Raw genomic sequence first — 4,710 nt, forward strand, 5'->3', positions numbered from 1 at the left:
ATGATCCTCAGAAAGCTGCGGCGTTTTTACGTCCTTGTACTTGTCGCATTGCTCAACCGCTCCGCGGCTTCCGCTTCGACACCATGAACGGCGTCGTCGCCGAAAACGAATTATTCAGACCCGACTAGGGACTCAGAAAAAACATTACATTGTTTCCGCCGATGCTGACTGCACCGTAGACCCGTACTGGCTGCATGCGCTGATTGAAAAGATGGTAGAGGAAAACGGGGATATTGGCACCTGCAACTACTACTACAACGAAGAAGCATTCCGCAATCGTCCCACCTTTTCCGGGAAATCCAAAAAACCCTGCGCTGCCGGGAGGTGTCGTTTTCGCTCTTCGGCGGTTTTCCCGACGGCAAGGGTTTTGCCGTGGAGCGGACTCTGTACGACAAAGTGGGAGGTATCGAAATCTTCTATCAGCTGAGCAACGGCCGCTTCTATGGGGACTTGTTTGTCAAGCCGTGTTCGATCGTCAGGTAAGCGGATCAGATTTCATCCCAGCACCTTTGTATTGCGTGTGATGTGAAGCGGGCGTGCTGCACGGTGGCTTGATCCTGATCCCAGGCCGGGGTATGACGAGCGTTCCAGCCAGTGCCGGAACGAACTTCTATCCGTGCAGGATGTGAAGGTGCTGCACCTCATGCAGCATGCGCGCGAGGCGCACTGGCTGGCAAACCCCAGTTACCGGCGCACCCCATCTTAGGGGGCGGTCACCGTGTCGTGACCCCCGGCCGTTTCGGGTGCGTCGACCTTTGATCATGATGTGTTCCTTGCTTGGGCACGCAAACGATGTTGACCCCGGAACTTCAAGGAGCAGCAGCTTTGAGCGAAGCCCCGGCCGGAATCTCGCCGTGCTCGAGGTAACGCCATAGGGCGATGGCGAGACGTCGTGCCAACGCGACGATGCCCACACGTCGCATGCGCTTGCCGTTGCCCGCAAAGCGCCGGTTGAACCACTGAGTCATGAGGCTGTCGGGCTGCAGGCGTAACCAGCGCCAGGCCAGTTCGACGAGTATCGTGCGCGCTCGTCGGTTACCGGCTTTGCTAATGCCTTGTTCGATCTGGCTATTTCCGCTGGCGTACGGCGTGGGCGTCAGTCCCAGACATCCGGCGACCTCACGCCGGTTGGCGAAACGTCGCCAACCGAACACTTCCTTGACCAGCACCCAGGCGCCCTTGGGGCCAATCGCGCGCAGCTGGGCGAGTTGGGCCACCAGCGGGTGCTTGCCCTCGGCCAGCTCCTGGCGCCGGGTGGCTTCGAGCATCTTCGTCTGTTGCCTGACCAGCGCCAGCCGCGCACTCTCGCGCTCGATCTCGCCGCAAAGCGCGGCTGGTATCTGCCCGCGGTGGTTTGCCCACCACTGCGCCCAGTCGCGCCCGCCGATGATGACCTGCGGACGTACGTTGTGCAGCACCAGCAGTGAGCGGATGCGGTTCGTGTGGGCGACACGCTCCTGAGTCAGCCGGGCCAGTTCACGATGCGTGCGGCGAGCGTCCTCCTGCTCAGGTGTGGGCTCGCGTAGCACCGACCAGACGCGCTCGCCGGCGTGGTGGCGCCTGAGCATCGTCAGCAGCTTGTCGCCGTCGAGCCGGTCAGTTTTGGCCCGTCTCGCGCGTCGATTCACTTCAATGCTGGCGGCATCAACCACGAGGTTGTCGATGCCTTGCCCCGTCAACCAGCGGTGCAGCCACCAGCCATCCCGGCCAGCCTCGTAGCAGGAATGTACCTTGGCCCCAGGCGCAAGCCGGCAGCGCTCCCTCGCACGGCGTACACAATTGAGCACCGCTGCCGTGTCGCCGCCTTGCACGCTGTAACGCCTTGGGCCACGACGACTATCGCTCGCCGTCAATATCCAGGATTTGTCGCCGAGTTCAAAGCTTATATATAGCTCGACGTCGATTGCCGTATTCTCGTCTTGTGGGACTGCTTGGGTCGTGGACATTTCCGTCTCCTTCGCACAGAGTTGGAAATTCCGTTTTAGCTAAACGGACCTTTCTCCGGTAGTCCCACATAGCATCTTTGTAGAACACCTCTCCGACGACTGGGACTTTGGAATCCGGGTAATCGCCGAGGGCGGCAAGCCGGCTTACGCACGGGATTCCCGTGTGGAAATTAACAGTCGTCGCGTCGATACGATGCTAGACGAAGTAATCAGTGGTACTGCCTATGGGCAGGACGGCATCATCATCATGAAAGATGTACGTCCGGGGGAGGAAAAGCAATGGTCAACGCTGTACGACACTACTCCCGCACAGTCACAGCAGGTCTGGTGCTACTCCATTAAAGACTACGTTCCCAAAAACATTGTGTTGCCGGCGCTGCTCAATCCACAGATTTTGCTGGATGACATCACCGTGCGTCATTTTTTTACCGGGCCAGTGGCTGACCGTCTGTATCAGCGTATCCATGAAATTATGCGCGATTCAGGAATCGTCGACTTCAAACCGATCCACGCCTACAAAACCCCAGTCTATCGGCTCTATCTCGAGTTCCGTGATGAAATTTTCAGTGCCATGCGCCGCGCCATTGGTGACGATATCGGTTTCCCGCCGCCGTTGCCGGAGTGTTTTGATGTGGTCAAACCCGAGGATTTCGAGCGCTTTGTCTACTATTTTTGTGAAGACCGTGAGTCCGGCGAAGCGCGCAACTACTTCGCTAACGGCGGGGTATTCTGATGAATAACGAAATTCTGAACTCACTAAATGCTATCGATACGAATTATCCTGTGCCGCGAGTACACGATTTTCTCTCCCGCCCAGAGAACACCGCATTTCTGGAGTATGTCTTTAAAGATCCGTTCGGCTGCCACGTTTTCCATGGCGATATCTGTAGTTATCCACTCGGCGCTTTCTTTGATGACATGGAATGTGATATCAAACAGGCAAAACAGATTCATCTTTGAGCATATATCCCAACTTGCCGCTACCGCTGCCATTTCTGTCAGTACCCGACGATCACTCTGAATCCACAGACCATTTCGTCACAGGCAGTGTTCCGGGATTTGGTGGCTTACAACGTCAAAGAGGCCACTATGTGGCTTCAGAACGTGCCGTGTCTCGCACATGCAGAAGTCGGCGAATTCAACATCTTCGGCGGCACGCCATCGCTGCTTCCTGAACCCGAGTTGCGGTGCCTGATGGATTTTTATCAAGGCCATTTTAACTTTTCTGTTGCTACCATGCGCTTTGAAGGCGAGCCGGGTACTCTGACCAAGCAATACCTCCAACTGTTAAAAGAGTTGGGCTTTACCAAAATCAGTTTTGGTGCGCAAGCCTTCGACGACCGTATTATCTCGGCGTGCGGGCGTATGCATTCCGCCAAACAGTGCTTGGATGCAATTTTTAACGCGCGCGAAATCGGCTTCGACTGGGTCAGTCGTCGACCTTATCTACGGTATGCTCGTCCAGAGCGTTGACGATGTGAAATACGACATCGAGAAAATTCTCGAACTGGATCTTTCCCACGTGGTATGCACCAAGCTACACATGGAAACGCTTCTGAAAAAGCGTACCGGTGTTTCCGGCGAGCGAGAAAGTCTGTGGCAAAAAAAGGGGGGCTTATTAACATTCATAAGATGAACTTCCCCGGGCTGGGTAAGCAATATCAGATGCGCGAGCTAATTGAGAAGTACCTCTCGCCCGGATATCTCGAACATCCGACTACATACTTTCACCGGAACCATCAGCATCCGAAGAAGTGGAAAGGGCTAGTGACCGACCTCGATAAGCAGTACCCCGAAGTGGCGATCGGTCTTGGGGGCAGCTCGAAATGTGCCCGGGCCGAGGCCATCAACATCACCAGCTACAGAAAATACAAGGAAGCTCTGGATGAAAACTATCAGCCCATTGAGGAAAGCCGGGGAGTCTCACCATATCAGCGCGAAGTGAACGCTTTTAAAATGGCCCTCTCCACACTGGTTCCGGTAAGTGACAATGTGTTCAGACAGCGTTTTGAAGGCAAAAGCTTCTTCGACAACCCTATTATTCGCCCCACGCTCAGAACGCTGGTTGATAAAGTGCTGGTAACAATCGACAGAGATGTTGTAACCCTTACCTCCAATGGAGTTACGCTGGTCGAAGCCGTGATTAACACCCAATTCGTGACCTCGGAAGTCTAAGGAGAGCGCTGTAGCGTACGCCGTTGAGAACCAGCTCACGCAGAGAAGGATTATCAGAGCCATCGCTCAAGCATAGGGTGCCGGTCCGCAAAATCCCTGACTCATGAGTAAGCAGGCGTAAAGCGCTTTTGTTGCGATACGGATAGAAATCGTCGAAATTGTCTGCTTTGTGTGTTGGTTCCATCGTTGAAGTTCTTTAAGCGCCTTTCAAGGTTTGGTGTTGACTTGTTGGTATAGATTTCGCGTAAAGGTACCCGACCGAATTACTCTCATCGGAGTGGCGGTTGTGAAACTTGACATTCTGGAGAAACGACTATGAGTACAGTGATTAGCAATGCGGCTTATGGTGTCTGGAACAACACCATTGACGTCACCGATCAGGTTCGACAGCAATACGCAAACGGCACGCGCGTGTTTGTCGCCGGTAATCAGTATGGCGATCCTTCCCCTGGAGACCGTAAGTAGTCGGGTCTGAATAATTCGTTTTCGGCGACGACGCCGTTCATGGTGTCGAAGCGGAAGCCGCGGAGCGGTTGAGCAATGCGACAAGTACAAGGACGTAAAAACGCCGCAGCTTTCTGAGGATCAT

Annotated in this window: 7 protein-coding genes; 6 read left to right on the top strand and 1 reads right to left on the bottom strand. The window is 54.7% G+C overall.

Going from position 1 to position 4,710, the window contains the following annotated elements; translation table 11 throughout:
- Positions 1-40: 40 nt before the first annotated feature.
- On the top strand, positions 41-427 hold the full coding sequence (locus tag AB3X96_RS41985; protein ID WP_368594348.1) for a glycosyltransferase: 387 nt from the start codon (positions 41-43) through the stop codon (positions 425-427).
- Between the two features lie 382 nt (positions 428-809).
- Here AB3X96_RS41985 and AB3X96_RS41990 read toward each other — a convergent pair whose 3' ends face one another.
- A complete protein-coding gene (locus AB3X96_RS41990) occupies positions 810-1,946 on the bottom strand; it encodes an IS110 family transposase (RefSeq protein ID WP_368594343.1) in 1,137 nt (378 codons plus the stop codon).
- A 163-nt stretch (positions 1,947-2,109) separates the two neighbouring features.
- Here AB3X96_RS41990 and AB3X96_RS41995 point away from each other — a divergent pair, with 163 nt between their 5' ends.
- From AB3X96_RS41995 to AB3X96_RS42015, 5 genes are all read left to right on the top strand, one after another.
- A complete protein-coding gene (locus tag AB3X96_RS41995; protein ID WP_368594344.1) occupies positions 2,110-2,679 on the top strand; it encodes a hypothetical protein in 570 nt (189 codons plus the stop codon).
- Positions 2,679-2,906, top strand: coding sequence for a hypothetical protein (locus AB3X96_RS42000; RefSeq protein WP_368594345.1), 228 nt, complete (start codon positions 2,679-2,681; stop codon positions 2,904-2,906). The genes AB3X96_RS41995 and AB3X96_RS42000 overlap by 1 nt, the downstream gene beginning before the upstream one ends.
- Before the next feature lie 6 nt (positions 2,907-2,912).
- Positions 2,913-3,419, top strand: a complete 507-nt coding sequence (locus AB3X96_RS42005; protein WP_368594349.1) for a radical SAM protein — start codon at positions 2,913-2,915, stop codon at positions 3,417-3,419.
- A 123-nt stretch (positions 3,420-3,542) separates the two neighbouring features.
- Positions 3,543-4,121 (top strand): hypothetical protein, encoded by a 579-nt coding sequence (locus AB3X96_RS42010; RefSeq protein WP_368594346.1) that lies wholly within the window; start codon positions 3,543-3,545, stop codon positions 4,119-4,121.
- A gap of 315 nt (positions 4,122-4,436) precedes the next feature.
- Positions 4,437-4,586: a hypothetical protein gene (locus tag AB3X96_RS42015; protein ID WP_368594347.1), complete on the top strand. Its 150-nt coding sequence runs from the start codon at positions 4,437-4,439 to the stop codon at positions 4,584-4,586.
- The last annotated feature ends 124 nt before the right edge of the window (positions 4,587-4,710 follow it).

Source organism: Paraburkholderia sp. BR13439, assembly GCF_040948805.1.
Classification (GTDB): domain Bacteria; phylum Pseudomonadota; class Gammaproteobacteria; order Burkholderiales; family Burkholderiaceae; genus Paraburkholderia; species Paraburkholderia youngii.